General features: G+C 59.0%; 11 protein-coding genes. 1 reads left to right on the forward strand and 10 read right to left on the reverse strand.

What is annotated here, in order from left to right; genetic code table 11:
• Positions 1-135 precede the first annotated feature (135 nt).
• The 10 genes from D7M11_RS19300 to D7M11_RS19345 all read right to left on the reverse strand — a co-directional run bounded on the left by D7M11_RS19300 (position 136) and on the right by D7M11_RS19345 (position 16,495).
• A complete protein-coding gene (locus tag D7M11_RS19300) occupies positions 136-603 on the reverse strand; it encodes an SRPBCC family protein (protein ID WP_120748887.1) in 468 nt (155 codons plus the stop codon).
• 113 nt (positions 604-716) lie between these two features.
• Entirely contained in the window at positions 717-1,175 is a 459-nt protein-coding gene (locus tag D7M11_RS19305; RefSeq protein WP_120748888.1) for a DUF3995 domain-containing protein, read from the reverse strand.
• Positions 1,176-1,281: 106 nt separating this feature from the next.
• The gene (locus D7M11_RS19310) at positions 1,282-2,550 is read right to left on the reverse strand and encodes an alpha-L-fucosidase (RefSeq protein ID WP_240041208.1); all 1,269 of its coding nucleotides are present in this window, start codon (positions 2,548-2,550) and stop codon (positions 1,282-1,284) included.
• Between the two features lie 378 nt (positions 2,551-2,928).
• Entirely contained in the window at positions 2,929-8,331 is a 5,403-nt protein-coding gene (locus D7M11_RS19315; RefSeq protein ID WP_120748890.1) for a carboxypeptidase regulatory-like domain-containing protein, read from the reverse strand.
• A 98-nt stretch (positions 8,332-8,429) separates the two neighbouring features.
• Complete coding sequence (locus D7M11_RS19320; RefSeq protein WP_240041209.1) at positions 8,430-9,437, reverse strand: zinc-dependent alcohol dehydrogenase; 1,008 nt, start codon at positions 9,435-9,437, stop codon at positions 8,430-8,432.
• Between the two features lie 51 nt (positions 9,438-9,488).
• Positions 9,489-10,820, reverse strand: a complete 1,332-nt coding sequence (locus tag D7M11_RS19325) for an ABC transporter substrate-binding protein (protein WP_158606725.1) — start codon at positions 10,818-10,820, stop codon at positions 9,489-9,491.
• Entirely contained in the window at positions 10,804-12,213 is a 1,410-nt protein-coding gene (locus tag D7M11_RS19330) for an extracellular solute-binding protein (RefSeq protein ID WP_120748892.1), read from the reverse strand. The genes D7M11_RS19325 and D7M11_RS19330 overlap by 17 nt, the downstream gene beginning before the upstream one ends.
• Before the next feature lie 342 nt (positions 12,214-12,555).
• The gene (locus D7M11_RS19335; RefSeq protein ID WP_120748893.1) at positions 12,556-14,859 is read right to left on the reverse strand and encodes a glycoside hydrolase family 95 protein; all 2,304 of its coding nucleotides are present in this window, start codon (positions 14,857-14,859) and stop codon (positions 12,556-12,558) included.
• Positions 14,860-15,018: 159 nt separating this feature from the next.
• Positions 15,019-15,270 (reverse strand): hypothetical protein, encoded by a 252-nt coding sequence (locus D7M11_RS19340; RefSeq protein ID WP_120748894.1) that lies wholly within the window; start codon positions 15,268-15,270, stop codon positions 15,019-15,021.
• A 34-nt stretch (positions 15,271-15,304) separates the two neighbouring features.
• Positions 15,305-16,495, reverse strand: coding sequence for an NAD(P)/FAD-dependent oxidoreductase (locus D7M11_RS19345; protein WP_120748895.1), 1,191 nt, complete (start codon positions 16,493-16,495; stop codon positions 15,305-15,307).
• Between the two features lie 286 nt (positions 16,496-16,781).
• On the opposite strand from D7M11_RS19345, the gene D7M11_RS19350 reads away from it, so the two are divergent.
• A complete protein-coding gene (locus tag D7M11_RS19350; protein WP_120748896.1) occupies positions 16,782-17,786 on the forward strand; it encodes an NAD(P)/FAD-dependent oxidoreductase in 1,005 nt (334 codons plus the stop codon).
• The last annotated feature ends 90 nt before the right edge of the window (positions 17,787-17,876 follow it).

A 17,876-nucleotide genomic window follows, 5' to 3' on the forward strand; every position in this document is an offset into this window, starting at 1 on the left:
GCTATTCTATTAATCTAGCGGCCGACATCGCTCGAGGCCAAAAAAGAAAGGCAGCCCAAACCTGTACAGGTTTAGACTGCCGTGTGGCCCCGGCCGTGACAAGACCAAGGTGGTGTATCGTAAGCTCCGATTCGTTTAACGGTTGACGTGGGCATCCGGAGCCTTGTCCGCCACCAGATTCAAGCTGATCCCATGCTCGAGCAGCGCCTTCAGCCCGCAAAGCACCATCGTATATCCTCCCATGGAGTCGATCGCTTGACTAACGACGGCGTCGTCGTTCCCGGTAAAGCCGGAATTTGTAATCGTAACGAACGTTTCAGACTCAGCCCGGGACTCAAACGTCCATTCGACCTCGGTACCGTCCGAAGACTCAATCCGAATCCGCTTGTTCGCCTCGATCGCGTGCACGAAAATATCGTCGAACACGCCGTACATTTCCCACTCCCATCGGATTCGGCGGCCTTCCTGCAAGATCCCGCTGCTTTTGGTAAACCAAAATTTCGTCGTTACAGCCGGATCGACAAAAGCGTCGAACACTTCCCGGACCGGTCTGCGAATGAGCATTTCCGCTTGCACGACCGGCGACCGGCTCAAGCTCGTCATTTCGAACCTCTCCTTTCCTTTGCTGCATCTACATACATTATAACCCGGATTGCCCGCGGTACGAAAATGTTCCTCCAGATACGGTACAGTATATCATGTACGGTTGCTTTACTTTACTGCACCACAGCAATCCCATAAACAATCGACAAAAACGCGCACAGAGGCACATACAGCCACGTATCCATTTTGGAAAATACCGTTTCGCTCTTTTGCTTGAACAGCCCGAAGCGGCGGAAATCGCCGACGACCCGAAGCGCGAATACGGCGGCGCATCCCAAAGCCCCTAGACGGACCAGGGAAGCAGATATAGCCATGCGGACAACGCCTGCTTGAAGAAGGAGGAGGACTCCGGCCAGCAAAACCAGCACGGCCACGGCAAAAGTCGCTCCTGCGCCCGGCGAGAACGCCCGCTTGCCGTTATCCCGGGGAATGGCGGCATCAAGGCCCTTCTTTCCCCCGAGCCCCCAATAAATGTGGAGTACGCCGATCGTAAACAGAATGCATGCAGCTAGTATGGAAAGTGCGTTAACCACCAGGTATTTCTCCCCCCCGCTAAAACTTACTAAGTTCATTATATACGATGCGGATGCGCCTTACCGAATCGTTTTCGGTTATAGTCGCTTACGGCTTTGGAATACAAAAAACGTCCGCCGAAACCGGCAGACGTGACTCGCTCGCCTATGTTCTTAACGTGCCGCTTCCCGCATCGTACATCGATATCGTGCGGATCGCAGGCGTGCCGTCGCTCTCCACAATGTCCAGGAAAACGCCGCGCACTTGGACGGGCGGAATGCGGACAATCGCTTTGTGCCCGATATTCCGCCCTTCGTAGATGCGGAAGGGCCGGCGCGATTTCGCTGTCACAATCGTAAGCGCAAATCGCTGCACGCTTTCCCCGTCGGTCAAATCCTCGCCAAGCACAACATACTCGAGCAAATGCGACTCCTTCGCTTCATAGACCCATCTTCCGTCCTGCTGCCGACAATCGCGAAGCGTCGCGAACGGTTTGCCGAAGCGACGCCGTATTTCCGCGCCAAACGACGCTAGCCGCTCCGCATCGTTATCCGCAAACAAGCCCCGCCGATCCGGCCCGACGTTCAGCAGCAGATTCGCTCCGCGGCCGACGGAATGCTCGTACAGCCCCATCAGCTCCTCGACGCTTTTCAGCGAATCGTCGTTGCTGTCGCTGTAGAACCACGTATTCCGCAGCTGCACGTCGCATTCCGCCGGCAGCCACATCCGCTCCTGCAGCTTGTCCTTATCGTCGGTCATGATCGAGAAGCTGGTCGAATCGACAACGTTCCAGCACGGAACGGGCGCGATGCCGTCCTCGTTGCCGACCCAGCGGAAGTCGGGATCGCCCATATTGAAAATGAGGATGTCCGGGGCAAGACGCCGAATTTCGCCGATAATGCGCGGCCAATCGTATTGATGCTGCTCCGAGCCGCAGCCGTCGAACCATAAAATGTCGATCGTTCCGTATAACGTCAGCAGCTCCGTGATTTGATTGACGAAATAGTCGTCGTACGCCTTCGCGTCCTGGTTGTAAAATTCGGCCGAACCGTCATATGGCGAATAGTACAGCCCCGGCTTCACATCGTATTTGCGGCAAGCCTTGACGAATTCCCGAACCACGTCGCCCTTCCCGTCCTTCCACGGCGTGCCCGCCACCGAAAACGTGGAATAACGCGTCGGCCAATTGGAAAAACCGTCGTGATGCTTTGCGGTCAACACCGCATACTGCATCCCCGCTTCCTTCGCCGTCCGAATCCACGACTCGCAGTCCAGCTCAGCCGGTTGAAACGCAGACAGCTCCATCGGCCGTTTGTCGAAATCCACGTACCCTTCGTAAAACGTACGCAAACCGAAGTGCAGGAACAGCCCGAATTCCCAGCTCTGGTAAGCCGACTGACTCGGAGTCGGCTTGGGACGATTTTGGTTAACCAAATGCATCTGCCTCCTGTTCGGACTACCCGCCGGCCGAAATATGGTGGAGAACTCACGAGCCGAGCGTTTCACGGCTCTCGCGTTTTTCGATTGCCGCGGCGGTGCGGCCACCTACAGTTTACCGCTAACCCCAACGCCGGTAAAGAACATTCCATAAAGCTTCTTGCATACTGGAGCTTGGAGCGAACCGTGTTCCCGGCGCCTTCCGGATTAGTCGAAACCATCATATTGCTTCTTCAAGTATAACGCACCGGCCGATGCGGTTTCAATTTCAATTGGCGCCGCCAAAACGCGGAAAGGGCTGCCCGCCGGGTCTCCGCGCGAGTGGCGAAGACCCGGGATGAGGCAGCCCCGTTTTGGTAAACAATCGGCTAATGACTAATCGGTTATTCTCACCGCATCGATACTAATCCAGGCGGCAGTCGCCCCTGCGGTTTTCTGTCCCTTGGGGACAATGCGAAGAAGATGCAACCCGGGCTGCAGCGTGCCGGAATCGTAGGTCGTATATTGGTAGCGGACCGCCGACGGGCTGTACTGGTCGATCGTCGTTTGCAGGACGCCGTCGAGATACACGTCGGCCAGTCCGCGTGCGGTACCGACCAGACTCCACAACTGCGCGCCGGTTCCGTAGAAGGCGATCTCGGCATAGGAGCCAGCATCGGCCGCTTGCCTCGATGTGCCGCCATACTGGGATGCATGGGTGATGGTCATCCAATTGCCGTTATAACGGATTAGCGGACTCGTATCGTCCAGCACGCCCAGCGGCGCCGCCGTGTTAACGACGGCAAGCGGGGCGGAGCCTCGGGATAATTGTCCGGCGCCATTGATCGCATACAGTCTGTACCAGCCTGAGGACAAGCCAGTCGTATCGATTGCGCCGTACACGCCGGCCTGAACCGTCACCGTTCTGCCCGACGACTGGCCGGCCGCCTGCACCGCGACAGCCGTCTCCTCGGTCCGGTCCGGCACCAGATACAGCTGAGCTTGCTGCGGGCTGGTTCCCTTAACAGACGATCCGGCCGCCACCGGCCCCGCCGTCACCTCTGACAATCCATAGTCGGACGTGACCTCCACCGCGTCGATATTAATAAACGTCCCGGTCGACGACGGTTGTCTTTGACCGGTCACCGCAATCCGAATCTCATGGACGCCGGATTCGAGGACCCCAGTGTCGAAGATGACGTGCTGGTACTTGACGCTTGTGCTGTACGTATCGATCGTTTGACGGAATACGCCGTCCACGTACACCTCCGCCTGCCCGCGCGAACCGCCAACGAGACTTAGCACTTTGGCCCGGCTGCCGTAAAACGGAATCGTAACCGCCGCGCCCGCGGTTCCCGTTTGCCGGGATTTGCCGCCGTACAACTGGGCGTTCTCGATCACCGACCAAGTCCCGGTGTAGGAAAGACGCGCATGATCGTCGTCCATCCGTCCGGCGATCGCCTCCAATACGTAAACAGGTTTGCCGGGCGACACCTGTCCCCAGCGGTCCACCGCATACAGCGTATACCGCCCTTCCTTCATGCCGGAGGTAGCGAGTGCTGCCGGGACGTCCTGCTGCGCTGTCGTTTTCACCCCGTATACGACCCCGTTCACGGTGCTTACCGCCGCTTCCAGCCCGGCCGGGTTAGCCGGCGTTGCGGCAGGCACGAGATAGGCCGCGGCATACACCGAGCTGACGACGGTGACCGGCTCCCCGAGCTGCACCCCGAATGCAGGCGTGCCGCTCAGCACGGGCGGAAGCTTCCGATGGAACGAAATCGGCACGGTTTGCGTCTGGCCTGCGGTTACATAAACGGCGTCGGTCACGACCGGCTGATGCCGCGCGTCGGTCGCCGTGAAGCGCTGCCAGCCTTCCGGTATGCCGGTCAGACTGTAGCCGCCGGAGGCATCGGTTTCCGCCGCCAGCGCCTGATTGCCCGTCACGTTGACGGAAGCTCCCTGCACCGGCAATCCTTCCGAGTCCAGCACCGTACCGTGCACCGAGCCGCTTCGCTCCGGCTCCGGCGCGCCGGCAGGCGGCCAAACGGCGCGTTCGACGTTGGCAATGGCAAACGTCGGGGCTGCCGTCCACGTTCGTTGCGGGAAATAAGTCTGCTCCGCGCTGCCGTCGGGCAAAATCGCGAAGCCCGGATCCTCGTCGTTGAAGACGATCAGCGTTTGGCCGCCATGCTGCCGCACCTCGGCGATCGGGAACCCCTGCCGGCTGCCGTCCGCATGCGTCACCAGCGCATAACGGCCCGCGGCCGACTGCGGCACAGGCGTGCCGGTCAAGATACCATCGTACGCGTCGCCCTTGGCCATGCTGAGCGTGCCCGTAACCGTGCCGCTCACGCTGCCGGCTCCGGTCAGCTGGCGGCTTCCCTTTTGCAGCAGCGTGCCTCCGCTCAGCTTCATTTCGCTCACCTCGCCGTTCACGAGCCGGACAAGTCCCAGTTCGCCGTACAGCGCGATGTCGTCTACAAGCAGCGGCTGCCCGTGTACGGCATAATCCGGGTTGCTGAGCAGCATGTCGGTCGTATCGCCGTAAGCGACCTTAACCGCCACCGCGCCGGCCGGCGCCTGCTGCGGCTGCAAACGGTCAATCGCCTCCACCTTTGGCGCACCGGAAGCGGCGTACGGCTCCAGCAGCGTCACAAACGTGCTTTTCACATTCGTGCCGTCGCGTCTGAGCACCAGCTTGGGCATGGAATAGCGGACCGCTTCGTCGTTATTGTCCTTGGACCGCCCCTCCACCCGAGCAGCGCGAAGCGACGGCGAACGCCCCAAATACAGCTCATTGGACGCGCCTGCTTCGAGCAAGCCGGTGATCCGCATTCGCGAAGCGGCCGCACCGTTATTCTGCGTCACCAGCGTCAACTGGTATTGGTCTCCCGCGAGCTGAGCCTGCTGCACATCGCGCACGTAAATATAGCCGGGGTAGTGGCCTTCCGCGCTGCCGCTGTCGATATTGTCCACCGGCTGTACGACATTCGTTCCGGGCGGCAGCAAGTACGGACCGTAATCGGCAAGCGCCATCTCCGTCTCGAAATACGCATCCCGGTTCGCATCGCCCTGAAGCGTGTACTCATGCCGGCTTCCGCCGGATACGCGGAACAAATCCAGCACATAGCCCTGCTGGCCGTCGCCGCCTGCAAAAGGCACAAACCACGGCTCGCGCCGATACTCGTCCGTCGCCGGATATACGCTCTCGTACGACGCGCGCATCGCCTTGAAGCCGCCTTCCTGCGGCACGAACGCCTCCACATTGCCGCCGTGCAGCGCCGCCCCGCTCGTCACCGCATTTTGGCTGTTAACGACTACCGTATTATGCGACATGGTCGAAAGCGAGAAATACCTGTAAAACGTACTGAATGTATAGCCCAGATCGGGCAGCAGCTCCTGCCGCTCCGCGAACAAACCGAGATGCAGCGGATCGCGATGCACATGGGTCGGATACTTCGCCTGATAGTTCAAGTACACCTGGGTCTGATCCGCACCCGTGCCGCCTGTCAGCCTGCCGATCCCCGCCGCCGGCCACAGCTTGGATACGAGCGGATCGGGGCTGCTCGCTTTTTCGTAGGCCCACGTATCCTGAAGCGGATAAAAACTGCCGTTCGGGTACAGCAGCTGCCTCTCATGGCGCATCGCCCGCCCGATCACCGGGTAATCCTGCTCCAGATTGAGATTGACGAGCCGTTTGCCCGAACGGGGCGACACATAACCGACCGGATCGGTCCAGCCGTTCAGCTTGCCAATTACCTGCTGAATCCCGTTAATCAGCTCCTTGTGGTAGGATAACGTTACTTCCTGCCAGAAGCCGTCGGACAAAAACAGCCGGCCCATCATTTCTTCCATCTGGGCGACGACCATGTGCACATAATCCGGCTCGTTCAGCGCCTTGGCCGCCCCCACCAGTCCGTTCCAATAGCCGTAAGCCAGATTGGACAGCCAGACCGGATGGCTCAGCACGTTGTCGATCGAAGCGCCGAACAGCTTGTCGCGCAGCATCGCCTCCACATCTTCGCCCGCTTCCGCGCTCAACACCGCGAACGCATTCGTCTTCCGGACATTCGCGTACGCATCGAACAACGGCGCGAGATTATCCAGATCGAAGCCGAACCAGCGGTACCACATGCCGCCCCAGTACGAATACGGAGGACCGGACAGCTTGTTTTGCGACTCGTAGTTCCACGGCTGGTCGATGGTCGGGTTATAGCCCTCGTAAGCTTGAGCTATGCCGTACAACAGCCGCGCGGCGCCCAGCGGATCGCTCTGGGAGACGACACGGGTTTGCGCCAGCAGCCGCTGCTTCTGCAAATACCACAAATGGGCGGTGATGAAATACCGCTTGCCCGAGCTGTCCTCGTAGTAAGGAATCCGCACCGTTTCTCCCTTGGCATTATCGGTGACGTACTCTTTGTCTTCCGGATAAGCCGGATTCGGGTATACCGTTCCCGTTCGGGCGGCGGTCATGCTTTTCCCGTCCGCTGAAAGCGTATACAAACTTTGCGGAAACAGCTCCGGCATTTCCGGAAGTCCGACATAAATAAAACCCGGCTGCGGCGGAATCAGCTCCAGCAGCTCCTGCACCTTGGCAGAGGGCGGAGCAGACGGGACCGTCACCGGCTGTACGCCGCTCGTCATGCTCGGCGCAAGCTCCAAACCCGCCGCCACCATATGCTCGCGATCGATCATCAGCGTGGCGGACAACGCCTCCGCGGCTCCTGCGGGCAGCACAGTCAGCCGCAGCTGGTACATGCCGTCCTTGAGCGGCCCCGGATGCGTGAAGCTTATGATCTGCCTTCCGCCCGAGGCGGACAGTGCCGCAGGCGTCAGCCCCTGCCAGGCGCCATCAGGCTCTTTCCACTGCAAGCGGATATCTCCGCTGCCCGTCAATGCCGCATGATGCCATGTAAAGGACAATTCCTTCTCGCCAAATCCCGTATAAATAAGCTCCGTCTGCTGGGGCGTCCAGCTCTTCACCGCCGCAGCGGACCCGCCCGAGGGCGTCAGCGCTGAAGGAAGCGCGCCGAAGAACAGTCCGCCCAGCCTTCCCTGATCGACGACCATGCCGTTCAGCCGGCCGCCGTCGCCATACCGGTCCCAATGATCCGAATGGCGAATCGGCACCCACGAGGTAAGCGGACGCGTCAGCGAACGGTGAACATGAATAACGTTCAGCCGCCATTCGTCCCCCACCGTTACGCCCGCCGGAGCAATCGCCGCAAGCGGGATCGCCGCCTCGACCGTTATACTGCCGCCGGAAGCGCCGAGCTGGTACTGGACACCGCCAAGCATCCTCAAACCGGGATTGGCGCTGTAGCTGTCACGCTGCAAATTCCAGGCGGTCGTCGTAATCGACGTGTCGTTCGGGTCTACCGTGAGCCGGGCCACGTAATGATCGCTCCCGCCAAGCTGCGGACTGAAAACTACCTCGATGTCCGCCAGCGTCTGCGCTTCTTCCTCGTCCATCACCCCGCCGATATACACATACTGGCTGTCATAGGCGATCTTGTATTCGATCGGGGATTCGGGCTCGTATTCGAAATAGGCTGTGCGGAAATGGTCCAGTACAGCGGCCTCTCCCCACAACGCTTCGTCCAGTGCGCCGTCGATCGCCGGCGCCGCGCTCCATAACGGGGCAACCGCCCGCTTGTCGACGTAATGGGCAACCGTTCCCGCAGTCCCGGCCGCGTGCACGTCGACTTTGTCCGCCGGAACCAGTTCAGAGTGGATCATCGTCACCGCCATGCAGCCGGCCAGTCCTGCCCGGACCAGCTTTTGGATTCGTTTTCCCACGAAATATCCCCTTCCGGTTTCGCCTGCACGGCCCTACCGCCGCCCGCTTCCTTCCGGAAAATCCGGCTAATGAACGACTTCTGTTTCCGTTTCCTCGTTCAGTAGCTCAGCACGATGCCAAGCGTCCGCTCCGGCTCCTCCCGGCACAGCCGGTACGCATCGGCAATCTGGTTGAATGCGAATCGGTGCCGAACAAGCGGCTTGATTGAAATTCGTTTATCGGCCAGCAAGCGGACATACTCGCCCACATTGCGGCCTTCGGTCCATCGCACGTACCCGCCGGGATAGTCGTACCCGCCCCGCTCGTACCGTTCGTCGTATCGTCCCGGCCCGCCCGCCCGGCTGATGCGAATTTCCGCTTCCTTGTGAAACAGCGCGTTGCGCGTAAACACCGTGTCCGGCACGCCGACAATGACCACGCTGCCCCGGTCGCGCAGCCAGCCGATCGCCCGGTCCAGCAAGCCGTCACCTTTGCCGCCGCCGCACAGCAGCACGCTGTCCGCCCCCTTCAGGTCAGCAGCGCCCAGCCTTTTCAGCGCAGCGCCAACCTGCTCCGGGACCGAGCATACCGTGATGCCGGGACAGGCCGCCCGCAGCTGCTCGCAGCGCTCCGGCAGCAGATCGCAGCCGATCACCCTGTAAGCGGCGGCATAGGCAATTTGCGCGGTAATTTGACCGAGTATGCCAAGCCCTACGATGACGACGGTTTCGCCGAACTGCAATCTCGCTTGACGCAGCGCGTGAATCGCAATCGCGCCCAGTCCGGCAAACGCCGCCTCCTCGGAATCGACATGGTCCGGGACCGGAACGGCCAGCACCTTCGGCACGAGCCGGTAGTCCGCATGCGCGCCTTCGCCGTAGCAGGCGACGCGCTGGCCGACCTCCAGATGCTCCACGCCCGCACCTTTGGCGACAATGCGCGCCACCGAATTGTATCCGAGCCGCGTGCCGCTCGATCGATTGTTCAGCACCATCGTCTCCGTTCCGTTGCTAATCGCGGAATATTCGGTTTTCACCAGCACCTCGTGTTCGCCGGGAACCGGTTTCTCCTGCTGTTCGATCCGAATTTCACCCTCGCGGGCAATCGTTACGCGTATCCTATCCACAGTTGTTCTCTCCCTCTACCTATCCCGTCTGCCTGCTCTCTTTCCTTGGCTTTACTTGCCTCTTTCCTTTTCGACTGCCTGCTTGAGCAGCTCATCCGCTTCGCGCAGCACCGAATTGACGTCCAGTTGTCCTTGCGCGGCCTTAACGAACGATTGCCAAATAATCGTTTCCTGCGTGCTGCCGGAGACATTCACTTTGCCTGGCGCGCGTTTCGGCGTCGGATCGGTCGGTTCGTACAGCGTTAGCGCTTTCATGTTTTTCGTGCTGTACACCGGATGCCCTTTGCCCAGCGCATCGCGGACGTTCTTGTTCGTGAGCGTTGTCAATATCCCGTTGCGCGAATCCTGCATCTGCACCTCGTCGGACAACATTTCCGCGATGACCTGGAACGCCTCATCCTTATGCTTGCTTTGCTGCGTTATCGACCAGTAGGCCGGCGACCGCTGTCCCATCCGCTTCGGCGCGCCGTCGATCGTCGGCACCGACACGATGTCCCAGTTCACTTCGGGAGGAATGACCAAATAAATGCTGTGCTGGCCCAAATACATCGCCGCTTCGCCTTTGGTGAACAGCGCATTTTCGAGCGCAAACGTATTTTGCACGCCGTTGTTCGGAATATCGTGGAACCGCTTGAAATTGTCGAATATCGTTTTCCACTTCGTCTGGTCGGCCAGACCGTCCTTTTGCGGGTCCAAAATCGGCAGCGAAAACGGATTGTCGCGCAGCTGCGCGATCAGATTCGTGCTGAAGCCGCGGATCACCTTGCCGCCCTCGACCCGGGTCAGCTTCACCACGAGATCGTACACTTCGTTCCAGCTCATGCCGTCCTTCGGATAGGCGACGCCGAACTTGTCGAACAGATCTTTGTTGTAATACAGCACGGATGGAAAATACGGCGGCACCGGCAAGCCGTACAGCGCGCCCGTCTGCCCGGCGTCCACGTTGTCCTGGATAAAAGACGGGACGAACCGGTTCAGGTCGTACTTGTATTTGCCGACCATCTCGCGAAGGTCGTAGCCGAGCTGAAGGTCCAGATAACCGGTCTTCATCGTCGGCGTATCCGTGCGGATAATGTCGGGAATTTCGCCCCGCGCCACCTTCTCCGTAATCGAATTACCCTGATCGCTCGTCTGGTAGTCGAACGTAATATGCGGAAATTTTTTCTCCAGCGCGCCGCGAAAACGGCTGTCGAACTCCTCCTTCTTCACGCCCGCCGCATAAATCGTCATCGTGAACGGGTCCGGCTTCTTCGCCGCCTCGCCGCTTGCTTCCGCACCCTTATCTCGGCTTCCCGGCTTTTCCGCGCCTCCGCAGGCAGGCAATACCGCCAGCAGCGCCGCCAGCGGTACTGCGACCGCCGCTTGCTTATTCCAATTGAACATTGGGACTCCCCCTGTCATGTGTTCCGTGCAGCTCCGCCTCGCGGACAAGAACACCGATCCGGTCGCCCAGTTCCTCCTCCGAAATCATATTGGCCCAAAACGCCTTCATCAAACCCGCCAGCTTGCCCATTGACGTTGGCTGTACCGGTAAATGGCGGTGCGTCCGGCAAGAAAACATCATCTCCCTGTACAACCCGTACCGATCCGGCGGATTCGCCGTCTGGCGGCCCCATCCGGGCTGGCCTGTGCGCTGCATCGCCGGTATGCTGAGCGTATGCTCCCGAATAAGCGCCTGCGCCCGTTCCCCCGCCAAATAATCGATCAACAGCCGGGCTTCCTCCGGATGCGCGGTCGTCCGCGCCACACCTGCCCCGGTCGAGATGTACAGCGTTCTCGGCTCCGTCAGGAACGGAACCGGCGAGATGTCGTATTCCAGCCCGGCATCCTTCCATTCGTTCATCGCCATGTAGCTGGCCAGCACCATCGACAGTCGGCCTTCGAGAAACATCTGTTCGATGTCTCCGTTCGATTCCGACATATACGTCGGAAATACCCTCCGGTTGCCTACGATGCGCTTGCACAGCTTCGCTCCTTCCGTCAGACGCGCCGTCTTGGCTTCGGCGTCCGCTCCGCTGTCTCCCAGGCTTTGCAGCAGGAAGATCGGCCAGCGGTTCACGTCCGGCAGATGGAAGCAGAAGCCGTAACGCTCCCCTTCGGTCAACTGCTCCGCGCAAGCGGTAAGATCGTCCCAGGTCCAGGAGCCGTTCGGCTCGGTCAGCCCCTTTTCGCGAAAATGCCGCTTGTTGTAGCAGAGCACCACAGGCGCGAAAATAAGCGGCCGCAGCCGGCAGACGCCACGGAACGTATAATCCTCGTTCAGAAGCGGAAAAACGCCGGGGTGCGCATCCAGCGGTTCGACAAGCGATTCCTTGCCGAGCTCGCACAGTTGCCGGAACTGCAAGCTGTTCATCGTATAAACGTCGGGCGGATTATCCGTCTTCGCCTCCGCACGGCCGGGCTCCCCGCCGGACGCGTACGTTTTGACTTTGACCTCGATCCAGGGGTACAACCGGCCGAAATCCTCCAGCAGCCGGACCAGCCCCAGATTGCGCATCGTCGTCTCGTTCAGCCCGAGCGTCAGGACGACCCGCTGCCGCCTGCGCAGCACCCGGTTGCCGACATTGGGGATCTTCTCGATCCAGCCTTCCTCGGCAAGCGTAGCGAGTCCTTTGCGAGCGGACAGATTACTCAATCCGAAGCGAAGCGCAAGCGCCTTCTCTGACGGCAGGTCCGCGCCGGGCTCGTATTGTCCTTCCTCGATTTCGGTTTTCAGCGTTTGAACCATATGCTCTAGCAGTTGGCGAAACTGTTCGTTCGTCGGTCTTCCTCTCATCGGGCGGCTCTCTCCTTGCGACTGTGCAATCTTATGTCCTACTTATTCGGGTTCCGCCGGGCAATCCCTCCTTCTTTCATAAGACTTACATTCCGGTTTATATAATTTAGATAATTAATATAAACCGGTTTAAAAATAAATGCATCCCCTTGCTCAAAGCCGATTATATCACAGTATTTTTCGTTTTAAAACCATATATTAGTAAACCGGAATGTTTAATTTTCGAATATTTACAAACCGGATATCTTTAACCAACAAAAAAAGAGCATGGTCCAGGCGAACGTATCCGCCGTGACCATGCCCCGTTGCTCCGTATATAAATGTGATCTTCCTGTCTGCGCATTACGCCAGAACAACCCGATAGCTATGCCCCGGCAAGCAGGTGAAGCCAAGCTGCCCCGCGCCCTTGGCGATGGCGGCTTCAGCCCCGCCTTCTTCGTTCAGGCTTACGACAAGAGGCGCATCGGTGCGAATGACGCATTCGCCGCCGCGGCGGGAGCGGATGATCGCGGCCGCAAGCTGGCCGCCGCTCCACTCGATGTCGACCTCGAAGCCGCCCCGTGCCCGCAGGCCGCGCACACGGCCGCTCGGCCAAGCCTTCGGCAGCGCCGGCAGCAGACGCAGCTCGCCGCCGTGCGATTGCAGAAGCATTTCGGCCATCGCGGCCGCCCCGCCGAAGTTGGCGTCGATCTGAAACGGCGGATGATCGCCGAACAGGTTCGGGTGAACGGCGTGATGCAGCAGCGCGAACAAGTTGTCGTAAGCCAGTTCGGCCTCCTCCAGCCTCGCCCAGAAATTGATGATCCACGCCCGGCTCCAGCCCGTATGTCCGCCGCCGTGCGTTAGCCGCCGCTCCAGCGTAACCCTTGCCGCTTCGGCCAGCTCGGGCGTTCCGTGCGGCGTAATCTGCTCGCCTGGATGGAGCGCGAACAAGTGGGAGATATGCCGGTGGCCCGGCTCCGGCTCGTCGTAATCGACCGCCCACTCCATCAGTTGTCCGTGCTTGCCGATCGTCGGCTTCGGCAGTTTCCCAAGCGCCTCCTCAAGCTCCTTGCGGAACGCTTCGTCCCGTCCGAGTACAGCGGACGCCTCGATGCAGCCGCTGAACAGCTCGTGCAAAATTTGGCTGTCCATCGACGGCCCGACGCACAAGCAGCCCGTATTGCCGTTTGGCAGCCTGTATTTGTTCTCCGGCGACAACGAAGGCGCCGTTACAAGCCTGCCTTCTCCGTCCTCGACCAGAAATTCGAGGAAAAACTCGGCCGCTTCCTTCATGATCGGATAAGCCCGCTGCTCCAGGAACGACTCCGACAAGCCATACCGGTAGTGCTCCCAGGCGTGCAGCGCAAGCCAGGCTCCGCCGGTCGGCCAAAATACGGCCGGCACATAAATCCCCTGGATGGCGGTGTCCGCCCACAGGTCGGAAGCGTGATGCGCAACGAAGCCTCTTTTCGCGCCGTACACGATCCGCGCCGTCTCCCGCCCGTTCTCCCGCAGCCTGTCCAGGAAGTCGAATACGGGCTCGTGGCATTCGGCCAGATTGGCGACCTCCGCCGGCCAGTAATTCATTTGCAAGTTAATATTGATATGGTAGTCCGCCTGCCACGGAGGCGTGAAGCTGTCGCTCCATATCCCCTGCAGGTTGGCGGGAAGCGTCCCCGGTCTCGAGCTGGACAGAAGCAAATAACGGCCGTAGTGGAAAAATAACGCTTCCAGCCCGACATCCCGCTCGCCTCCGCGAACCAGCTTCAAGCGCTCGTCGGTCGGCAGCATCGCTCTGGCCTCTCCGACTGGATCGTCCAGCTCCAAACTGACCCGGCCGAATAAACGGCCGTGCTCCTCCATGTGACGATCCCTAAGCTGCGAATAACCGAGAAGCGCCGCCTCCCTCGCCTGCCGCTCGCAAACCGCGCCGGGATCGGCGTGCCGGAACGTTGTTTGCGCGGTGACGATAAGCGTCACCGAATCGGCGCCTTCCACCGATATATAACCGCCCATGACCCGGACGCTGCCGCCTTCGTGCTCTGCCCTGACGACGGCGCTATACGTCACTCCGCCCTCGCCGCATGTGCCGCCTGTACGAAGCCCGTTCGTCCCGAGCGGTTCAAAAGCGCCTTCGAAGGGACGCCGGTTCAACTGAACGCTAAATGTTAATCCCCCGGGCTTATCCGTTTCTAGCCGCACGACGATCGCTTGATCCGCGGCGCTGGCGAACAAGAAGCGGCGATAAGATGAGCCGCCGCACGTATACCTCACGGATGTGATTCCGGCTGCGAGGTCAAGCTCCCGGACGTAGTCGGAGATCTCCTCCCTCATTCCTTCGAACATCAGCTTCAGATCGCCGAGCGGCTGATACGGGGCGAAATGCTGCGGATTCGAAGTCATGCCGAGCCGCGCCAGCCGTTCCGCCTCCTGCGGCTTCCCTTCGAACAGCAGCCGACGCACCTCATCCAAATGTGTAAACGCTTCCGGATTGTCGCGCCTGCGCGGTCCGCCGTACCAGACGGAATCCTCGTTCATCTGGATCGTTTCCTCGGCGATGCCGCCGAATACCATCCCGCCGAGCCGGCCGTTGCCGATCGGAAGCGCCTGCACCCATTGTTTCGCCGGCTGTTTATACATCAGTCTCGTTGACGTATCTTGCATACACAGAACCTCCTTATGGTAGGGGTTATCGGTAACCTTAATCCCTAATGTAAACGCTCTTGCCACATCTGTCAAACCCGAGAATGGGACTCCTATTCGCCTCTGCTGAGCAAAAAACTCCCGGCAGCCGGGAGTTTCTCGTTTTCTTTCAAGTATTCGTTAATCGTCCTCGTCCTCTTCGCCGGCAAGCCCGCGCAAATACTCCTCGTCGGCCCGGTCGCGGGCGCGGCTTTTTTCCTTCAGCCGTTCGATCGCCGGCATGATGAGCCAATCGACTTCCTTCTGTACCGTGTACGCAAGATCGTGCCTGCTCTGGGATTCCAGAAACGAGCCCACTTCCATCAGCGCATTGTAGCGGTCCAGCTCTTCGCGGGTAAGAAGCCCGCGCACCTGCACGCTGCAGTGTCTCAAAGGGTTGCCGCCTCCTTCTAAAGGTAACCTGATTCTACAATCTCATCTTGCGAAGTACGAGCGGAATGCCCCCTATCGCGTACAAGTAGCGCAGATCGATCAGCTTCTTCATGACGGCGGCCTTACCGCCCTTGTACGTTTTGCCGAGAACGATACCGATCGCCTCGCCTTTGCCGAGCGAAGCGACGACACCCTTGCCCGAAAACTTGAATTCGCGAGGGGCTTCGCCGCGAATCGCCGCTACCAGATTAAATGCGCAAGCCGCTCCCTGCTGGATGGCAAGCTGCGCCGTCGGCGGGTATGGCTTATCCTGCGGCCCCGTTACGAGCGAGCAGTCTCCGACCACATACACATGCTCTTTCTCCTGCGCGCGCAGGAAAGCATCCACCTTGACCCGGCCCCGTACCGTCTCGAACCCTGCCTGCTCGACCAAACGGTTGCCGCGAATGCCGCCTGTCCATATGACCGTAGCCGACTTGACCGTTTCCCCGTCCGCCAAAACGACGCCGTCCGCCCGGCATTCCCGGATCGCCGTACCGATCTTGAAGGTGACGCCCTTGTGTGCGAGCACCTTCATCGCATAATCGGCGAGCTCCGGAGCAAAGCCGGGTAGTGCGGTGGGCCCGGCCTCGATCAGGACAAGCTTGACAAGCTTCGGATCGACGTCGAACTGCTTGCATAACTTCGGAATGCGATCGGCCAGTTCTCCCGCGAATTCGATGCCGGTAAATCCGGCCCCGCCTACGACAAACGTCAAATAATCGCTGCGCTCCGGCTCCAGCTTGTACCTGGCGAACTGATACCGGATATGCTCGCGGATAAAACGCACGCTGTTGATGCTGCGAATGCGGAGCGAATGCTGCTGCAAGCCAGGGATGCCGAACGTCTCCGCTTCTCCGCCGAGCGCCACGACCAAATAATCGAACGACAGGGAGCCGTCTTCCAGTATAATTTTGCGCTCATTCGCTTTGATTTGAACAACCGTCGATTTGACAAAATCGATTTTGAACTCGTCGATCAGCCGGGTTATCGAGACGCGCGCCTGATCGGCGTTGCCCGTCCCTGCAGCCGGCATATGCAGATGGGTGGTCATATAATGATAATCGTGCTTGTTGACGAGCGTCACATTCGCTTCATTATAGCCTAACTCCTTCTGCAGCTTGATGGCGGTCATAATGCCGCCGTAGCCGGCGCCCAGAATGACGATTTTTGGTACAGTAATCATTTTTGAATCCCTTCCGTATCCGCAGTCGGTTTTCGACCCATTCTCTCTCTATGTGAAAAAAAACACAAACTCATTTGCAGCTTTAACATCCAAATAGCGCCATTTATCGACATTTTTTCGTCATGATACGCCGCTTTTTAGTGAAATCATATCGTTTCCATTGTCAAAAAACAAGCCGCAAATTGTCTAAAAATTGTCGTTATTTGTGACAAATTTGCTTTCCATCCCCTAGGCATATGATTATAATAATAGGGTGTGACATTCCAGTTGGAGGTGTATTTCTTTCGTGTCAGCGTCAGTGCATGAAGAGCAAAACTTGACGGATCTTATTATCATCGGCGGCGGCCCCGCCGGGATGTTTGCGGCGTTTTATGCGGGAATGCGCCAGGCTTCCGTAAAAATCATCGAGAGTATGCCGCAACTTGGCGGACAGCTTGCTGCGCTATATCCTGAAAAATATATTTATGATGTAGCCGGTTTTCCGAAAGTAACCGCCCAGGAGCTCGTCAATCGCTTGAACGAGCAAATGAGCCACTTCCCTGTTGACGTGCGCCTGGAAGAAAAAGTGCTGAAAGTAACGAAAAAAGACGAGCGCTTGTTCGAGGTGGAAACCGATCTGGGCGTCCATCAATCGAAGGCGATCATTATTACCGCCGGGGTCGGCGCATTCGAGCCGCGCAGGCTGGAATTGCCGGAAGCGGCGAAATACGAGAAAAAGAACCTGCACTATTTCGTCAGCGATTTGAACAAATTCGCCGGACAAAAAGTGCTGATCAGCGGCGGCGGCGATTCGGCCGTCGACTGGGCGCTCATGCTTGAGCCGATCGCCGAGCAGGTCACGCTGATTCATCGCCGCGACAAGTTCCGCGCGCATGAGCATAGCGTAGAGCTGCTGATGAAATCGAAAGTGAACGTCGTGACGCCGAAGGAAATCGAGAAGCTGAACGGCGCCGACCGGATCGAATCCGTGACGATCAAGGATATCAAATCCGGCGCTATCGAGGACATTCCGGTTGATGCCGTTATCGTCAACTTCGGCTTCGTTTCCTCGATCGGCCCGATTGCCGAATGGGGATTCGAAATCGACAGCGGCTCGATCATCGTCGACACCCGTCAGGAAACGTCGATTCCGGGCATTTTCGCGGCTGGCGACATTACGACCTATCCGGGCAAGCTGAAGCTGATCGCCGTCGGCTTCGGAGAAGCGCCTACCGCCGTCAACAATGCGAAGGTGTACATCGATCCGGCTGCCAAGCTTTCGCCGGGACATAGCAGCAACATGAAGTTTTGATCCAAAAACAAACCAAGGTACTCCGTCTCGTGGGCGGAGTACCTTTTTTTTCGTATGCCGCCCTGCGGCCTCCGCTCCGGCGAATTGCCG

Origin of the sequence: Paenibacillus ginsengarvi (assembly GCF_003626695.1) — a bacterium.
Taxonomy (GTDB): domain Bacteria; phylum Bacillota; class Bacilli; order Paenibacillales; family NBRC-103111; genus Paenibacillus_AB; species Paenibacillus_AB ginsengarvi.